12 protein-coding genes, 1 other RNA gene and 1 pseudogene are annotated in these 17,382 nt (G+C 28.0%); 4 read left to right on the forward strand and 10 right to left on the reverse strand.

The genetic code is table 11. From position 1 onward, the window contains the following. The first annotated feature begins 2 nt into the window (after positions 1 to 2). A complete protein-coding gene (thrS, locus tag IGS63_RS05475) occupies positions 3 to 1,919 on the forward strand; it encodes a threonine--tRNA ligase (protein ID WP_190615995.1) in 1,917 nt (638 codons plus the stop codon). A gap of 27 nt (positions 1,920 to 1,946) precedes the next feature. Here thrS and rnpB read toward each other — a convergent pair. The 6 genes from rnpB to IGS63_RS05505 form a co-directional block, all read right to left on the reverse strand. Continuing rightward, positions 1,947 to 2,281: RNase P RNA component class A (rnpB, locus tag IGS63_RS05480), an RNA gene on the reverse strand. Between the two features lie 12 nt (positions 2,282 to 2,293). Then, on the reverse strand, positions 2,294 to 3,202 hold the full coding sequence (gene mnmL / locus IGS63_RS05485) for a tRNA modification radical SAM protein MnmL/YtqA (RefSeq protein WP_190615996.1): 909 nt from the start codon (positions 3,200 to 3,202) through the stop codon (positions 2,294 to 2,296). After that, positions 3,203 to 3,682: a hypothetical protein gene (locus IGS63_RS05490; protein ID WP_190616181.1), complete on the reverse strand. Its 480-nt coding sequence runs from the start codon at positions 3,680 to 3,682 to the stop codon at positions 3,203 to 3,205. After that, positions 3,621 to 4,922, reverse strand: coding sequence for an amidohydrolase (locus tag IGS63_RS05495; RefSeq protein ID WP_190615997.1), 1,302 nt, complete (start codon positions 4,920 to 4,922; stop codon positions 3,621 to 3,623). The genes IGS63_RS05490 and IGS63_RS05495 overlap by 62 nt, the downstream gene beginning before the upstream one ends. A 4-nt stretch (positions 4,923 to 4,926) precedes the next feature. Next, positions 4,927 to 5,577, reverse strand: coding sequence for a class II aldolase/adducin family protein (locus tag IGS63_RS05500; RefSeq protein ID WP_190615998.1), 651 nt, complete (start codon positions 5,575 to 5,577; stop codon positions 4,927 to 4,929). A gap of 15 nt (positions 5,578 to 5,592) precedes the next feature. Continuing rightward, positions 5,593 to 7,386: an AAA family ATPase gene (locus IGS63_RS05505; RefSeq protein ID WP_232521310.1), complete on the reverse strand. Its 1,794-nt coding sequence runs from the start codon at positions 7,384 to 7,386 to the stop codon at positions 5,593 to 5,595. 527 nt (positions 7,387 to 7,913) lie between these two features. Here IGS63_RS05505 and IGS63_RS05510 point away from each other — a divergent pair. The 3 genes and pseudogenes from IGS63_RS05510 (at position 7,914) to IGS63_RS05520 (ending at position 12,437) form a co-directional block, all read left to right on the forward strand. Continuing rightward, positions 7,914 to 9,632 carry a hypothetical protein gene (locus IGS63_RS05510; RefSeq protein ID WP_190616000.1) on the forward strand — a complete coding sequence of 573 codons (1,719 nt, stop codon included), beginning with the start codon at positions 7,914 to 7,916 and terminating at the stop codon, positions 9,630 to 9,632. A gap of 15 nt (positions 9,633 to 9,647) precedes the next feature. Continuing rightward, a complete protein-coding gene (locus tag IGS63_RS05515; RefSeq protein ID WP_190616001.1) occupies positions 9,648 to 11,054 on the forward strand; it encodes a C1 family peptidase in 1,407 nt (468 codons plus the stop codon). A 133-nt stretch (positions 11,055 to 11,187) separates the two neighbouring features. Continuing rightward, positions 11,188 to 12,437 (forward strand): annotated as a pseudogene (locus IGS63_RS05520) (IS256 family transposase). Between the two features lie 556 nt (positions 12,438 to 12,993). On the opposite strand, the gene IGS63_RS05525 reads toward IGS63_RS05520, so the two are convergent. The 4 genes from IGS63_RS05525 to rsfS all read right to left on the reverse strand — a co-directional run bounded on the left by IGS63_RS05525 (position 12,994) and on the right by rsfS (position 17,380). Continuing rightward, the gene (locus tag IGS63_RS05525) at positions 12,994 to 14,703 is read right to left on the reverse strand and encodes an AAA family ATPase (RefSeq protein ID WP_190616002.1); all 1,710 of its coding nucleotides are present in this window, start codon (positions 14,701 to 14,703) and stop codon (positions 12,994 to 12,996) included. Positions 14,704 to 14,765: 62 nt separating this feature from the next. Then, complete coding sequence (gene miaB / locus IGS63_RS05530) at positions 14,766 to 16,124, reverse strand: tRNA (N6-isopentenyl adenosine(37)-C2)-methylthiotransferase MiaB (RefSeq protein WP_190616003.1); 1,359 nt, start codon at positions 16,122 to 16,124, stop codon at positions 14,766 to 14,768. Between the two features lie 53 nt (positions 16,125 to 16,177). Further along, a complete protein-coding gene (gene rpsB / locus IGS63_RS05535; RefSeq protein WP_190616004.1) occupies positions 16,178 to 16,948 on the reverse strand; it encodes a 30S ribosomal protein S2 in 771 nt (256 codons plus the stop codon). A 90-nt stretch (positions 16,949 to 17,038) separates the two neighbouring features. Further along, positions 17,039 to 17,380 (reverse strand): ribosome silencing factor, encoded by a 342-nt coding sequence (rsfS, locus tag IGS63_RS05540; protein ID WP_190616005.1) that lies wholly within the window; start codon positions 17,378 to 17,380, stop codon positions 17,039 to 17,041. Positions 17,381 to 17,382 lie beyond the last annotated feature (2 nt).

Genomic DNA, 17,382 nt, shown 5'->3' on the forward strand with positions numbered 1-17,382 from the left:
ATATGGTAAAGGTAACTTTCCCAGATGGGAAAATACAAGAATACGATGCAGGAATTACACCAGCAGAGATAGCAGGTTCAATTTCAGAAGGTTTATTGAGAAACTCAATAGGGGCAAAATTGAATGGTGAATTAACAGACTTAAATACACCTATTGAAACAGATACAACCTTACAAATAATAACCTTAAAAGATGAAGAAGCACCAACTATATACAGACATACTCTTGCACATATAATGGCTCAAGCAGTAACTAGACTTTATAAAAATGTTAAGCTTGCAATAGGTCCTGTGATAGAAGATGGTTTTTATTATGATTTTGATATGGAAGAAAGAATAACAGAAGAAGATTTTACAAAAATAGAAGCTGAAATGAAAAAAATAGTAAAAGAAAATTTAAAAATAGAAAGAAAGGTAATTAGTAAAGAAGAAGCAAGAGAACTCTTTAAAGATGAACCATATAAATTAGAATTAATAAATGATATAGAAGATAAAACAGTATCAGTTTATTCACAGGGAAAATTTTTTGACTTATGTAGAGGACCACATTTGCCTTCAACAAAGTATGTTAAACACTTTAAATTATTGTCGGTATCTGGTGCATATTGGAGAGGTAATGAAAATAATAAAATGCTTCAAAGAATATATGCAACCGCATTTACTAAAAAAGAAGAATTGGAAAATCATTTACACATGTTGGAAGAAGCAAAGAAAAGAGATCATAGGAAATTGGGACCAAAACTTGGTTTGTTTATGATAGACCATGAAATAGCACCAGGTATGGCATTTTTCTTACCAAGAGGAAAAATAGCTCTTGAAGAAATGAAAAACTTTTCAAGAGAAATACATAAAAAATATGAATATGATGAAGTTGAAACACCACAAATCATGGATGTTAAACTTTGGCATCAATCAGGACATTGGGATCATTATCAAGAAAATATGTATTTTACAGAAAAAGAAGATACTACATTTGCAGTAAAACCAATGAACTGTCCTGGTCATATTTTAATATATAAATCTAAAGTAAATAGTTATAGAGATTTACCAATAAGAATGTTTGAATTTGGTAAAGTTCATAGATTTGAAAGAAGTGGAGCACTTCATGGATTATTTAGAGTTAGAGTTTTTACTCAAGATGATGCTCATATATTCTGTACAAATGATCAAGTTGAAAGTGAAATAATAAGAGTTATGTCTTTAATAAATGATACCTACTCTCCATTTGGATTTGAATATGAAGCATTTTTATCAACTATGCCAGAAGATCATATGGGAGATATAGAAACATGGAGAACAGCAGAAAATGCACTTCAAAAATCTCTTGAAGATACAGGAACTAAGTTTAAGATAAATGAAGGAGATGGAGCATTTTATGGCCCAAAGATAGACTTTTATGTAACAGATTCTCTTGGAAGAAAATGGCAATGTGCAACTATACAACTTGATTTTCAAATGCCAGAAAGATTTGATATAAATTACGTAGATCACAATAATGAACAAGTTAGACCTGTAATGATACATAGAGCAGTATTTGGATCTTTAGAAAGATTTTTTGGAGTCTTAATTGAAAGTTATGCAGGTGCATTTCCAACGTGGATGATGCCAGAACAAGTATCAATAGTTTCAGTTTCCGAAAAGTATAATGAAAAAGCAAATGAATTTGCAAATAAATTTAAAAAAGCTGGAATAAGAGTATCAGTTAATACAACTGATTCAACAGTTGGATACAAAATAAGAGAAGAACAAATGAAAAAAGTTCCTTATGTAATAGTTTTTGGAGAAAAAGAAGCTAACAATAAAGAAGTTATAAACATCAGAACAAGAAATGGAGATACAGTGGAAAATATTGACGTTGATGAATTTATCAATGTAATAAAAGAAGAAATAAAAAATAGAAATTTAAAATTGAGTTATTAAAAAAGGTGGTTCCTTTAGGAACCACCTTTTTTAAGTGAAGAATAAGCCAAATTCTGTTTTAATCGATCATCTATCTAAGCGATCCACCTGAAAGAGGAATTATAAAAATTCTGAGCGGGCGGCTCGTACTCTTTCTGCATGATCTTGCTCAAGATGGGGGTTGCCAAGCCAATTGGTTACCCAATTGCTGGTGAGCTCTTACCTTCACCGTTCCACCCTTACCGCAAAAGCGGCGGTTTTCTTTTCTATAGCCCTGTCCGAGGATCACTCCTCCCGATATTTATATCGGCATCCTGCCCTTAGAGTCTGGACTTTCCTCGGATATAACTTATATGTATATCCGCGATCGAATACTTCACTTAAAAATATATTTATTAAAATTTATATAATCTTCCTTGATACGTATTTCTTTTTTTCATTTCATTTTCAATCATATTAAAAACTTTCATTTTTTTTAATCCCCATAAGCCAAACAAACAGCCTTCTTTTGGAGGTTCTGAAACTAGTCTGTGTATTACTATATTTGGTGAAAGATGTTCTAAAAAGGTTATGACTCTTTCTATATAATCATTTAAAGTTAAAGGTTTGAAATCATCATTTTTATACATTTCACCAAGTTTAGTATTTTCTGCAATATATAAGGAATGAAGTTTAACTCCATGAACACCAAGAATTGAAGAAATTTCAGCCATTTCTATTATATCTTCCATTGTATCAGTTGGAAAATCAAGAATAAAATGTAAGACAACATCTAATTTTCTTTTATGAGCACGTAAAACTGCATCTAAAGTTTCAGAAACAGTATGACCTCTATTCATTAATTTTAAGGTGTTTGTATTAAAACTTTCTGCTCCAAACTCTAAAAATACATCTAATTTTTCTTTATAAGAAGCTATTAAATCTAAAACATCATTTGATACGCAATCAGGTCTTGTAGAAATATCTAGTATTTTTATACGATCATCTATTAAAGAACTATCATATAATTTTTTTAAAACATGAACTGGAGCATAAGTATTTGTATTGGATTGAAAATAAGCCATAAACATATTAGCTCTTCCATTATATCTTTCAATCATTGCGTTTAATTGATCATTTATAGGGGTTTTTGAGCTAAGAGATGCAAATCCACTTCCAGTAGAATCACAAAATATACAACCACCTTTACCTTTTTCACCAGTTTTATTTGGACAAGTAAAACCGGCGTTTATAGGTATTCTCTGTACCTTAGCGCCGTATTTGTTTTTATTGTATGTAATTAATCTGTAATATATATCTTTCATTTAATCACCATTTATTTTAAAGTTAATTATTCTATAAGATAAGTCTTCTACTCCAGCCTTATCAGTTCCAGTAATTATAAAAAATGTTTTATCAAATCCATTGAACCAAGCTTTTAAGATGTATCCTTTGTACATAGAATTAAATTCTCCATGAACAAAAGGAATTGCTGATATTGCAGAAGTTATTTTATCAGAATAATTATTCACAAAAGTATACCAGAAATCCATTAAATTTACAATGTTTTTAAAGTTAAGCATTTGTAGCTTATAGGTTTCATCATGCTTTTTTAAGTCCATGATTATATGAGTAACCTTTATATCAATTTTAGTTTCCAAAATAGTTCCACCCATAGTTATGTTTCGTTCAATTGTGTAGCCAAATGGGTTAAACTCAATATAATCATTGAACTTTGAGAAATTACTTATTTGTAGAATTAAAAGAAGACTCAAGAATGTTATAATGAGTTTGAAATTTTTCATAAATTTCACCTTCTTTGATATTTAAAAATTTTTTATTGTAATAAATCCATTTTCCTCCAACCATAGTTGCAAAAACATTTCTTGAATTTGCAGAAAATAATAAATGAGATTTTAATCTCTCTGTATCTAATGGATAAAATTCTGGAAAATTTAAATCAATAACAACTAAATCAGCTTTAAACTCTGGTTCTAATCTACCTATTTTTTCATTTAAAGCAAAACCACCATTTTCCCAAACCATTCTTAAAACTTCATTTGTTTTAATTGAATCACTTCCATCTTTTGATTTTTGAAGTAAAGAAGCTAAATACATTTCTTTCATTATATCTAAAGCATTATTGCTTGCAACCCCATCAGTTCCAAGACAAACATTAATATTTTCATTTAACATTTCGTTTATTGGTGCAATTCCATTTCCGAGTTTTAAATTACTTGATGGATTGTGAGAAACAGTAACATTATTTTTTGAAAGTACTTCAATATCCCTTTCATCTACTTGAACACAGTGGGCGGCAATAGTTGGTATTTCAAATAATCCAGTTTTTTCAATATCAGAAAGAGAGTATTGTTCTTTTTCCCAAAGAGCTTCATGTAAATGAATTTGTACATGTGTATTATATTTTTTTGCAAGATTTGCAACTTCTTTTAACTTTTCATTATTTACTGTATAAGGTGCATGTGGACCAAAACCAATCCAGATTCTTTTATCTTTTCCATTGAATTTATTGTAAGTATCTATATTTTCATTGATTCTCTTTTCCCATCCTTCTTGTGTATCAAAAGCAAGGCCACGACTTATATATCCTCTCATACCAATATCATAAAAAGCTTTTGCAATAGAATTTGTAAACATATACATATCAACACAAGTAGTAATACCTTTAGAAGCCATTTCCATCAATGAAACAACAGAACCATAATAAGCCATCTCATCGTTCATTAAATCTTCTCGTGGTAGCATATTATCAAATAGCCATTCTTTAAATGGACTATCATCTGCAACGCCTCTAAAATAAGCCATTGGAGTATGGGCGTGAGTATTTATAAAACCAGGAACAATGAGTTTGTTTTTTAAATCTATAATTTCTGTATCTTTTATGTCTTCTTCATCTATTGTTTCATGTTCTTTATACAAATTTATTATTTCATCATCTTCAATCAAAATACTCATTTTTTCAATATTTGAATCAGAACTCATTAAAACAAAAGCATTTTTTAAGAGCTTTTTTATTTTAATCATCTCCTTATTTTTTTTGTTCTTTTAACTTACTGTAGCTATTAACATAAACGTCGTGCAATTTTTTAGCATCATTACTTGAAATTATGTTTATATTCAAATGAGTATTCAAAGAAAGTATATAAAGTTCAGCCAATTTTTCAAGTAAAATAGCATTTAAAAAAGCATCATCCAAACTTTTACCAACTGCAACTTGTCCATGATTTTTTAATACAACACCATTTTTATTGTTTAAAGCAGAAACTATATTATTTGCAAGCTCCAAACTTCCAGGGAATCCATATTCAGCTACTTTTATAGGGCTTCCAAGAGCCATGACTGCATCTTCTACAATAGGAGGTAGTTCTTTTAAAGTAATAGAAGCAACAGTTGCAAAGGTTGAATGAGTATGAATTATGGCATTTACGTCATCTCTATTTTTATAAATATTTGTGTGTACTAATTTTTCAGAAGAAGGTTTTCTCTTTCCTTTAAGTAAATTTCCATCAAAATCAATTAAACATAAATCATCTATAGTTAAGGTAGAATAAGGAATACCGCTTGGTGTTATTATGATTCCATCTTTAGTTTTTAATGAAATATTTCCCCAAGTTCCAGCAACAAGATGTGAATTTTCTATTTTTCTGCAAGTTTTTATAAACTCATTTAATATTGACATTTTTTCCTCCAAAATTTATAAAATATTTTTTAGGTTATTAATTTTTTCAATAGACAAATTTGTCATTTTTGATATAAACTCTATGTCAACTCCATTTTCAATCATGTTCTTTGCTATTTTTTCTTCTGGAGTTAATTCAATACCTTTATCCAAATTACTAACAATTTCAACCTCTTTTTTATCAAAAGCTATTGAAACTTTTATTATGTCATTTATTCCATGATCTTTTATCTCTTCTTCATACCTTTTTTCATTTATTTGTTTTAATCCATTTTTAGCACTGTCTTTTAAACTTTTATCTTCATCTTTATTGTATTTTTTAAACTCAATAATTATTCCTTTATCTGTTTTATCTTTTGGAATTAAAATAACATCTGCTCTTCCAAGTCCTGTTTCTCTATTACTCTTTATTATGTACTCTTCTTTTAATCCAACACTCATTCCAAGTATTAATCCATGATAAAACCTTTCCGGTTCTTTTCCACTAACATCAAAATAACTCAATGTGTTCATCGTTAAATCTTTAAATTGATCTGTAAAGGTTTTTATTCTTCCTACTTTTAAATTCAAAAGCATATTTTCAATACTTATATTCGATTCTCTCAACATATTTCTAACTGTTTGTACAAAAAAATCTTTTACTTCTTCATTTGGTATCTTTACTTTATACATTGTTATATTATTTTTTCTTTTTTTACTCGTCCACTTTAAGTAACCACTAAATAAAAATAATGTCCAAATTGCGCTTTCACTATTTAAGTTTAAATCACCATAAACCATAGTTTCTATTATTTCGCACTCTACTTCTTCTCCATTTATTAATTTTTCTACACTATCTTTTATATTAACAGTTCCTTCTTTTATTAACTTTCTTATTAAGTAATTTCCACTCGTATTCATCCAATATGGTCTTATCTTTTTTTCATCTACTAAGTTTATTATAGAAAAAGGATTGTAAATTTCAACACCACCAAAATTATAACCATTGTACCAATCTATAACTTCACTTTCTTCATATTCAAGTTCATAATACTTCAATGTTTCTTCAACTTCTTCTTTAGTTAAACCATACTTATCATTGAATAGTTCATTCAATACAGTAGAAACCTTTAAGTTATTTACACCAGTAAAGATACTTTCTTTAGAAACTCTTGTTATACCAGTAAGAACTGCTTTTTCAAGGTATACGTTATCTTTTAATGCCATGCCAAATAAGTTACCAATTAAAGATATTATTTCATCATAGTATCCGTGTAAGTAAGCTTGTTGAATAGGAGTATCATATTCATCTATTAATATTATTACCTTTTTACCATAGTATCTTTCCATATACTTTGATAAGTTTCTTATAGAATTTTCATAATCTGCATCTAAAGCTTCTCTATCCATTATTTTATTGTATACATCTTTTTCCCTTTCATTTAATACTTCAAAAACATATTCGTGATCAATGTACAAAGTTGAAAGTTCAGAAATTAATAAATTATGCATCTTTTTTAAGTTGTTAGATTTTAAATCTTTAAAGGTGATGTATATAACAGGATGTTTATTTAAATGTTTTTCTATTATGTTCTTTTCTTTGTATATCTTTAAATCTTTAAAGATGTGTTCATTGTTTTGAGTAATATCAAAAAAGTACTTCATCATAGATTGACTGAGAGTTTTGCCAAACCTTCTTGGTCTTGTTATTAATAAAACATTCCCACTTTCAATAACTTCTTTTATTAACAAGCTTTTATCTACAAAGTACATATCTTCTTCAATTATAGTTTTAAAATCACTTTGTCCTATTGGAAGTCTTTTTTTCATTTTCATCACCTCATTTTATTATACCATAAATGAATAAATCATATATTTATCTAAAAAAAGTTAGCAAACCAAACTTACAAAATTGTAAGTTTAGAGGTAAAAAAATAGTGTATAATAAAAATGTGATTAAGTGTGATAAAATTATGTCTTATACAATTCAAAGGGGAGAATTGCATAAAAAACTGCCATTAGGCAGTTTTTTTTTGTTTAATTAAGAATATTTTGCATTTAGATCAAAGGAGGAAGTGTGTATGATACTTCTAAAGTAGATAAAGTAATTGATAAAGATTATGAAAATACTTTGGAAGTATTTTTGTTATGTTAAGTAAATCATGGGGTAGTTCACAAATTATAATACTAAAGATAGCTTTTTATGTTAAAGGCTTATTTTACTATTGAAAAATAGTTAGCATTACAAACTTACATTTTTGTAAGGTTACACAAGTGATTTTAGGTGTATAATTTTTTATAGGTATGAAAAAAGTAATATGAAAAAAGAACTATCAAATAGAAAAGGGGGAGTATTCGTGAAGAAAGTACTTGTTGTTTTAAGCGTTCTTACGCTTGTATTTTTAATGATTTCTTGTACACCTAACAATGTACTATTTGCACCACAAGTGGATTTTGCACTTAAAAGTTTAGGAGCAGGTGGAAATCAATTTCCCGCTGGAGTAGATCTACCTGTTAATTGGAGTATTTCGACAAATGTAAAAGATGCAACTTTTGAATTTGTTGTTGATTTAAAAAAAGACGATGGAACAGTTATATTGAATGAAAAAACAACAAATAAAGATGGTTACACAATTGATAAATCAAAGTTGGTTGCAGGAAATACGTACAAATTAAAAGTTACTGCAAATGATAAAAAAGATAAAATAATTGTTGAATCAAAAGTATTTACATTTACTGTTGTAAGTAGTCAAATAACTTTTGAAACAACAGAAAAAATTTTTGGTGGACCAAGTTATCTTGCTCAATACTTAGGACTTAATGTACCATTTAAATCAAATGATGGATTAGCTCATGTTTACGAATGGGCTCTTGATGTTGCTGCAAATTGGAATGAAACAGCATCAGCTACAGAAGTAACCTTAACAGAAAATAATTTTGAAAATTTTCCAATTACTTCAAATGGAAGAAAAATAACAGATGGAGTACATGTTTTATATGTTAGAATTAAAGGCAATGGGTTAATTCACACCTTCCCATTTATCTTTGATACAAAAGGACCTTCAGTTACAATGTTTGGTTCTCAAAGAGAAAATAATGGATACAATGTGTATGGTGGAAGCACACCAAGTGGAAAGGTTGCACTTCTCACCTATAAAGTTACAGATTATACAAATCCAATTATAAATATAGGATTAATGGATTATACAAATGGTTTTGATAATGATGCTCGTATAGTGCTTCCAGGAAAAACAAATTCTAAAGGATACTTTGGAATAAAAGTTCCTGAAAATATTTCTGGAACGTTTGTATTTAAAATGTTAATATCAAATGATACATTTAAAATAATGGATTTAAGTGGAAATGAACTTAAATTAATTGCTTTAGATGATCATTATATTCCAACAGGTGTAGAATTTAATGCTTCTGATTTTAATAATTTTAAATTGGATCATTCATACAGAGTCTTTATGATAGCTGATGATGGAATTTATAATGAAACCATAGATATAAAATACTTTAAATTACAAGAAAGATTTGCCGATGATAAAGAACCTCAAATTTATTTAGAAACAGATAGTGCAACTGTTGATGTTAATAATCCTACATTTAAAGTTAGAGTAGTTACTAAAAATTTAAAAGATTATTTATCAACTGATGAACACTCTGTTATTGAACAAGATGTTTATAAATCAAATGGACTAAATTATTTACAAATACCATTTACGTTTGATTCAACAGCAACTATTTCAGGATTAACAGTTAATGAATTTAACTCTGATTATGAACTCGGAGGAACAGCAACTGTTGATGCTACAAATAATATTTTTGTTTATGCAGAAGGATTTACTTCAAATTCAGCATTAAACAATTCAACTGGTTCTGCAACAGATGTATTAGCAGAGTTTACAGTAACTCTTACAGGTGCAGCAACGGGAACACATAATATAAAGATTCCATATGAATCATACCTTAAATTGATAGATAAAGATGGAAAAACAATTGATGGTGTGAAGATAGATTATAAAGGCGTAAATGTTATTGTTGAAAAAGCATCAAGTTCATCTAAAAAATAATAGGGGGGTTTATAAATGAAGAAGATACTATTAACAGTACTTTTGGTACTTCTCGTAACCTTTATGCTTGCTGGTGTTTTGGAAGAATCAAATGAACTTGCAAATAGCATAAATTTAACTAACGTACCTTGGATGGCAGGTGTAAATCAATATTTTGTTGATTTGCAAGAAAATACAGGAATTTCAAATTTAAATAGTTTAAATTTAAAAGTAAATAAATACAAATTTTTACCAGATTCATTTATTTCAAAAAAATTAAATGCTAATAAATTAACAACAAATGACGATGTTTTATGGAGTTCTAAATATGTTTATTCTTATAACGGAGATACATTACCAAGTGCATTTATACAAATTCATTCTCCAATAAAAAATCAAGGTTCACATGGTACATGTTGGGCATTTTCAACAATTGCAAGTTTAGAAAGTGCTATGCTCGTTCAAAAATCAGATTTGAATCCTACTGATACAGCATCACCAGTAGTAGATCAAGATTCTACATATGATTTTTCTGAACAATACATGGCATACCATGATGTTGATTGGGATTTGCTTGCAGCAACAGGATATGAAACAATGCAAGAAGCAAATACAGATGTTGGAGGAAATGTTTATTTTTCGAGCTATAATTTAATAAGATATGGATATGTTGATGAAAGTGCTATGCCTTATTCAGCATATGATGGTAATAAAGAAATATCTTGGAATGCAAAATCAAATTGGAACAGTACATTAAAAAGAGAAGTTCAAAAAACTATATACCTTCCAGGTTATAAATATAATGAACAAAGTTATTCAGATTACATAAATTCTATAAAAGAAGCTTTAAAAAGATATGGTGCTTTATCAGTATCTTACAGTGTCCCTAATGATTTTGGTGTTTATATTGGTGGAGTTTATGTTCCTTCAGATAGTTTTGCAAAATATACTGGTGGACATGCAGTTACTCTCGTTGGATGGATGGATATGGCTACATTAAAACAACAAACATATTCAGGAACTACAACAACTTGGGTTTCTTCTGATGCAACATGTGTAAAATGGAATGATCCAATAACAGGAAAAAATGTTGAATCAACAGAATTTTGGTTAATAAAAAATTCTTGGGGAACAAGTTGGGGTTGGGATGGTTATTTCTTAGTTCCAATTGCAACAAAAGAACAATTTGATAATAAAGAAATTGAAAGATGGATGATAGAAAACAATTCAATGTATGTTCCAGTTTATCAAAAAGCTTCAACAGCTGTTACTGATTTTGATAATGATGGTGATACAGATATAGATGATTATAACGCATTAAAAACAGCAATAGAAAATTATTTAAAAGATAAAACATATGATGCAAAATATGATATATCAGATCCTAAAGATGGTAGATTAGATGGTAATGATATGGAAATGTTCTTTCAAAAAAATAAATAATTAAACTTAAAAAAATAAAGCACCCATTGGGTGCTTTATTTTTTGTGAGACCATAAAAAATTTTGTGTAAATAAAAAAATGAAAAACCTTCTTCTTGGGATGGTAAAATAAAACCAGGAAGGAGGTTTTTAAAATGGCAAGAAGAAAAAAAGAAGAAAAAGAAGAAAGCAACATTGAAAAATTAGCAAGATTAATAGCAAGGGATCCAGAGGTAAACACAATAAAAGATGTATATGAAAAGATAAAAGAATTAGTGGGACCGTTAATACAAGGGATGTTAGAAGCAGAATTAGAAGATGAATTAGGTTATGGGAAATATGATAAAGAAAACAAGAAAACAGATAATTCTAGAAATGGGTACAGTTCAAAAAGAGTAAGAACAAGTGTTGGAGAAATGGAATTAAAAATACCTAGAGATAGAAAAGGTGAATATGAGCCATAGTACCAAAGTATAAAAAAGATATCTCAGATATTGAAGGTAGAATAATAGGTATGTACGGTTTAGGATTAAGCACAAAAGATATAGTAAAGAACGTAGAGGACATATATGGTGTAGAATTATCAGCGGAAATGATAAGTAAAATAACTAATAAAATATTACCTGAAATCAGAGAATGGCAAAGCAGACCTTTAGAAGAAATATATACTTTTATGTTTATGGATGGAATAGTGTTTAAAGTAAAAGATGATGGTGAAATAATAAAAAAGACTGCATATGTTGTACTTGGTGTAAATATAGATGGATTTAAAGAAGTACTTGGTATATATATAGGTGAAATAGAATCATCAAAATTTTGGTTAAGAGTATTAAATGATTTAAAAAATAGAGGAATAAAAGATATATTAATAGCTTCTGTAGATGGATTAACAGGTTTCCCACAAGCAATAAAAACTGCTTTCCCAGATACTATAGTACAAAGATGTATAATACATCAAATAAGAAATACATTAAAATATGTTAGTTACAAAGATAGAAAAGAACTTGTTAATGATTTAAAAAAAGTATATAAAGCACCAAATAAAGATATTGCTTATTCAAACTTACAAGATTTGAAAGAAAACAAATGGACAAAATACAAATTAGCATTAGAAAGTTGGGAAAAACATTGGGAAACAATATCCCCTTATTTTGATTATGGCGATGATGTAAGAAAAATAATGTACACAACAAATGTAATAGAATCATTAAATAGACAATATAGAAAAGCAACAAAAAATAAAACATCATTTCCAAATGACGATGCATTATTGAAAATGCTTTATTTAGCAACAATAAATGCAACAAAAAGATGGACAGCTCGTTATAGAAATTGGAGCAATGTCCTAAACGAATTATCCATCTTTTTTAATGAAAGAATTACAAAATATATCTATAATTCCTAACATAAATATACTTTGTAACATAACAAAAAATACCTATAACACACAAAAATGAATATTAAATATTATAATGCTATACCTTGCAATAAAAAGTTGCAAAAGGCTATTTATTACAAAAAATTATACTAAAAACTTCTAAAATTTACTCTTAAAGCATATTTCTTTATAGTCGATAATTCTTATGGAAATACTTTAAAAATAATAACTAATTTTATTTATTTTTACCTTCCAAGAAGAGCCGTTTACACAAAATTTTTTATGCTACCTATTAAATATTATAATGCTATACCTTGCAATAAAAAGTTGCAAAAGGCTATTTATTACAAAAAATTATACTAAAAACTTCTAAAATTTACTCTTAAAGCATATTTCTTTATAGTCGATAATTCTTATGGAAATACTTTAAAAATAATAACTAATTTTATTTATTTTTACCTTCCAAGAAGAGCCGTTTACACAAATTTTTTTATGCTACCTTTTTTGTTGATACAATGTTTTTGAATAAGATTTTAATTTTTTTATAATTTTCTTTTTGTAAATTACTTTTATAAAAACTCTTTTAATTTACTTCATCAAGATACTTCAACTCTCTTCCAACAAAGACCATCACTACTTTTTTTAATGGTCCATTAAACTCTTTGTTTATAGTTTTTTCATACCTCTTTATTTGATTTACTGCTTCTTTTATCTTTACTTGATATATTTTTTCTGTATAGTCTTTCTTTTTTATGTATTTTAACTCTATTATTGCATTGTATGGCACTTCTTCGTATCTTTTAAACATTGCTAAGTCTATGTATCCACCTTCTACTGGATACTCGCTTTTAACGTATGCCCATGGTGTTAAGATTAAATAACTAAACAGTAGCATCTTTATGTGCTTTTCACTAAAGCTTTGAAAGTCTCTGTCTGATAGTTTTTTTAATACATCTTCTATTTCATTTGCCAACGAGTTTATATTTCCATCTACTAATAACTTTCTTATTGCTATCTTTATCTTTCCTGTATCTATATAGTTTTTTGCTCTTGTTTTTATCATTTCTAAGAAGTATTCTGAGTATATCTTTTTTATTGAATAGTTTGGTATCTTTAAGTTCATCACAAATCCTTTTGATTCTATTGTTAAAAAGCCTAAATAAAAGAGTAAGGTTTTAACATCGTCTATTTCCATCTTTCTTTCAAGGTTAAATGCTCTTGTTAACTCTTCTATTTCTGTTTTGTCTGTCATTAATATTTCATTTAAAAGGTTTCCTATTGCTTCTTTTTCATTATCTATATTATTTATTCCAACAACTTCACCAAGTTTAAATAAATTTTGAATCTTTTTATAATCACTTGCTATGTTCATATCTATTACATCTTCTGGTTTTCTTTTTTCTCTATTGTATTCAGAAATGAAGTATAAGACCATATCGCTGTTGTAAACCTTTTCACTTGCACGTTTATTGAACATGTATCCATTGTAGCTAAACTTCATGTCTTGTAAAATATCATCATTTATTTGATACTCTTTGAGAATATCTTTGACTTCACTTTCAGTGAATCCCATCATTTCATTTAACTCTAATGTTGTTGACATGTTTTTTGAGATGTTGAATCCACTCGTTAAACTATCTAAGGTTATTGGTGCTACTCCTGTTATGAATAGTCTGTCTATAACAGATCGTGTTCCTTCTTTTATGACTTCATAAAATTTTCTAACAAAACCTGTTTTACTGACGATATTTTTGAATTCATCGAGTTTAAAACTCAAAAGTTCATTTGCAAAGTGATCGTATTCGTCTATTAATAAGTAGATTTTTGTTTTTAAGTTTAATTCTTCATATTTATTTAAAAAATCTCTAAATAATGTAGAAGGTTCATTTATATTTTCAATTAAATTTATATTTAATTTATAATTAGATATAAATTTAGAAATTTTTCTATAAACTTCTGCATTAAAATCAAATTTCAACTCTTCTTTACTGTCTGTATTCAATCCAGAAAAATTAAACTCTAAAATATGATAGCTACTCTTTTTAGATGTTGGATGTTTTTGTATGTACAAGTCTTTAAAGATAGTATCAAATTTATCTGAATACTTAATATCGTAGTATTTACTCATAGTGTCAAGCCATAAACTCTTTCCAAACTTTCTTGGTCTTAAAAAGAAGATGTATGATTCTGGCATATCTTCAATTATTTCTATATACTTAGTTTTATCTACATAGTAAAAATTTTCAGCTCGTATTTTTTCGAAATTTTGAAGACCATATGGTACTTTTTTCATTTAAATCACCTCAATTTAATTATAGCATACTAATTATTGCTTTAATTAAATTTTAGAAAAATTTATTTGAATAACTTCATTGTTGGATCTTCACTTTGAAAGTTATGATCGAGTTCCGTTGTTATTTTTTCTCCATACAATGGTCCAGCTGAAATTCTTCTTACTTTAACATCTATGTACTTTCCATTTAATTCATCATTTGAGTCAAACATAACCATTTTATTATTTATAGTTCTTCCATAATGTATTCCTTGTTTAGTTGTTCCTTCTTGAATTACTCTAACTATTTTTTCTGCATATTTTTCATTTTCTTCATGGTTTATTTGTTTTTGCAACTCTAAAATTTTCATTAATCTTTTGTTTTTAATACTCTTTGGAATATCATCTGGTTTATATTTAGCTGCTATTGTTCCTTCGCGTGGGGAATATTCAGCAACATTCACTTTTTCAAATCTACATCTTTTAATCAAGTCTAGTGTTTGTTCATAGTCTTCATCGGTTTCACCAGGAAATCCAACTATTATATCTGAGCTTGTAGTTACACCAATTATATTTTCTTTAACTCTTCTTACTAAATCAAAAAAATACTCTCTTGTATATCTTCTATTCATTTCTTTTAATACTTTATTGCTCCCAGCTTGAACTGGAAGGTGAAAGTATTTTGCTGCCTTTGGTTCATTGGCAATTGTTTTTATTAAACTGTCTGTTATATCTGATGGATATGAGGTTGTAAACCATATTCTTTCAAGTCCTTTTATCTTTCCTGCTTCTTGAATTAATTTATCGAGTTTTGGTGTGCCATCACCAAAGTCTTTTCCATAAGAGTCTACATTTTGTCCAAGATAAGTTATTTCTTTGAAACCTTTTTTTGCATAATCATGTACTTCATTTATTATGTCGTTGAAATTTCTACTTTTTTCAAGACCACGAGTATAAGGTACTATACAATAAGTACAGTATTTATTACATCCATACTGTATAGTTACCCATGCATGATGTTTGCTGTTTGGAATTTTAGGTATTTGATAACTAACTTCTGATAATTTATCTGAAAAATCATAAAATCTTTCTTTCTTTGCTCTTTTTACAAGATTTACTATATCTACAACATTTCTCGTTCCAAAGACAAAGTTTACTTTATGATACTTTTTTAAAATACTTTCTCTTTCTTTTTCTGCTGAACAACCACCAACGCCAAGTATTAAATTTTTATTTTTTTCTTTGTATTTGCCATACATTCCTATGGCTCCATACATTTTATCTTCTGCTTTTTTTCTAACAGAACAAGTGTTTAAAAGAATTACATCAGCTTGAGCTGGATTTTCTGTCCATTCAAGTCCTTCTTCTGTCAACAAACCTTTCATTATTTCTGATTCATTTACGTTCATTTGACAGCCAAATGTTTTTATATGAAATTTCATAATCTACCTCCTAAATAAAATCCGGCCTTATGGCCGGATTTATTGATTAAAAATTATTCTTCATCTATAACTTCTTCAGCTACTTCTTCATAACTTTCTTTATTTGCATTTTCAGCTTCAACAACAGCCATTTCAGCCATTTGACCTTCTCTTCCTTCAATGAAAGCATCTGCCATTTTTGAAGTTATTAACATAACAGCTCTTATTGCATCATCATTAGCAGGAATTACCATATCAATTGGATCAGGGTTGCAGTTTGTATCAACAATTGAAACTACAGGTATATTTAATTTATTTGCTTCTTTTATAGCAATTTCTTCTTTTTTAGGGTCTATTATGAACATAACATCAGGAATTTTAGTCATTCCTCTAAGACCACCAAGGTTTTTTTCTAATTTTTCTAAGTTTCTTTTTATTGCTGATTGTTCTTTTTTAGGCAATTTTGTAAATTCTTCTGTTTCAACATATTCCAATAATTCTTCTAATTTTGCAATTCTTCTTTTAATTGTTGGAAAGTTTGTTAATAATCCACCTAACCATCTGTTATTAACATAAAATCCACCGCATCTTTTTGCTTCTTCAGCAACTATTTGTTGAGCTTGTTTTTTTGTTCCTACAAATAAAATATTTTTTCCTTCAGAAGATAAGTTTCTTATAAATTCATAAGCTTCTTCAATTGATTGAAGAGTTTTTTGAAGATCAATAATATGAATACCTTTTCTTTCTGTGAAGATATAAGGTTTCATTCTTGGTTCCCATCTTCTTGTTCTGTGTCCAAAATGTGCTCCTGCTTCGAGAAGTTGTTTCATACTTACTACTGACATACTACACCTCCAAATTTGGTTTTTTCTTTCGATACTTTTTTTATTCCTACCAAAAGGCACCATGGAATAATAAATTTAGTATCGTGTATTTTAAACTCTTGGACATTCATTCCATAGAGTTTCTAGGTTATAAAATTCTCTTCCTTCTTTTGTAAAAATATGAACGATTATTCCGCCTTCGTCAACGGTTAACCAGTCAAATCCTCTTTCCCTATCGAAAGATTTTATTTTTCTTTCATTATCCTTGAAATATTTTACCACATAATCTCTTAATGCAGCAGTATGAGTATCTGAATTTCCTGTAACAATAACAAAATAATCTAACATTAATGAGGTGTTTTCCATATTTAGAACAACAATATCTTCTCCTTCTTTTTCATCAAGAAGATTTTTAAGTCCTTCTACGAGATTTAAGTCATCGTTTTTTTTCATTT

It is taken from the genome of Tepiditoga spiralis (assembly GCF_014701195.1).
Lineage (GTDB): Bacteria > Thermotogota > Thermotogae > Petrotogales > Petrotogaceae > Tepiditoga > Tepiditoga spiralis.

Bases quoted from the DNA above. Each gene is read 5' to 3' on its own strand.
- IGS63_RS05490 (WP_190616181.1), bottom strand. From the start codon at position 3,682: ATGAAAAATTTCAAACTCATTATAACATTCTTGAGTCTTCTTTTAATT.
- IGS63_RS05525 (WP_190616002.1), bottom strand. From the start codon at position 14,703: ATGAAAAAAGTACCATATGGTCTTCAAAATTTCGAAAAAATACGAGCT.
- IGS63_RS05515 (WP_190616001.1), top strand. From the start codon at position 9,648: ATGAAGAAGATACTATTAACAGTACTTTTGGTACTTCTCGTAACCTTT.
- rpsB (WP_190616004.1), bottom strand. From the start codon at position 16,948: ATGTCAGTAGTAAGTATGAAACAACTTCTCGAAGCAGGAGCACATTTT.
- IGS63_RS05505 (WP_232521310.1), bottom strand. From the start codon at position 7,386: ATGAAAAAAAGACTTCCAATAGGACAAAGTGATTTTAAAACTATAATT.
- thrS (WP_190615995.1), top strand. From the start codon at position 3: ATGGTAAAGGTAACTTTCCCAGATGGGAAAATACAAGAATACGATGCA.
- IGS63_RS05500 (WP_190615998.1), bottom strand. From the start codon at position 5,577: ATGTCAATATTAAATGAGTTTATAAAAACTTGCAGAAAAATAGAAAAT.
- mnmL (WP_190615996.1), bottom strand. From the start codon at position 3,202: ATGAAAGATATATATTACAGATTAATTACATACAATAAAAACAAATAC.
- rsfS (WP_190616005.1), bottom strand. From the start codon at position 17,380: ATGAAAAAAAACGATGACTTAAATCTCGTAGAAGGACTTAAAAATCTT.
- miaB (WP_190616003.1), bottom strand. From the start codon at position 16,124: ATGAAATTTCATATAAAAACATTTGGCTGTCAAATGAACGTAAATGAA.
- IGS63_RS05495 (WP_190615997.1), bottom strand. From the start codon at position 4,922: ATGATTAAAATAAAAAAGCTCTTAAAAAATGCTTTTGTTTTAATGAGT.